Source organism: Pseudoalteromonas sp. S3776 (assembly GCF_005886915.1).
Taxonomy (GTDB): domain Bacteria; phylum Pseudomonadota; class Gammaproteobacteria; order Enterobacterales; family Alteromonadaceae; genus Pseudoalteromonas.
Map to the genome: position 1 here is coordinate 1 of NZ_PNCU01000222.1, position 284 is coordinate 284.

At 55.3% G+C, this 284-nt stretch carries 1 protein-coding gene; it reads left to right on the forward strand.

What is annotated here, in order from left to right:
* Positions 1-284 (forward strand): nucleoside recognition domain-containing protein (locus tag CWC16_RS19685; protein WP_283957372.1); only part of this gene is annotated, 284 nt, incomplete at both ends.

The window sequence follows — 284 nt, forward strand, 5'->3', positions numbered from 1 at the left end:
CTGGCGGTGCGGTTGAAAGCACAGCAACTGCCTATCGTGGTACCGGTGGTAGCGGTGCTCTTGATGGTTTCCTTTTTGCGCTGGGTCTGGTGCCTACCTGTATGTTTGCCCTGGGTATGATCAATGTGCTGGAGCATTATGGTGCTCTAAGAGCTGCACGAAAACTGCTGACACCTTTGCTTCGGCCTTTGATGGGGGTGCCAGGAACGGTGGGTCTGGCCCTGATTGGTAGTCTCCAGTCCACTGATGTCGGTGCCGGTATGACCAAAGGCCTCGCTGATAGT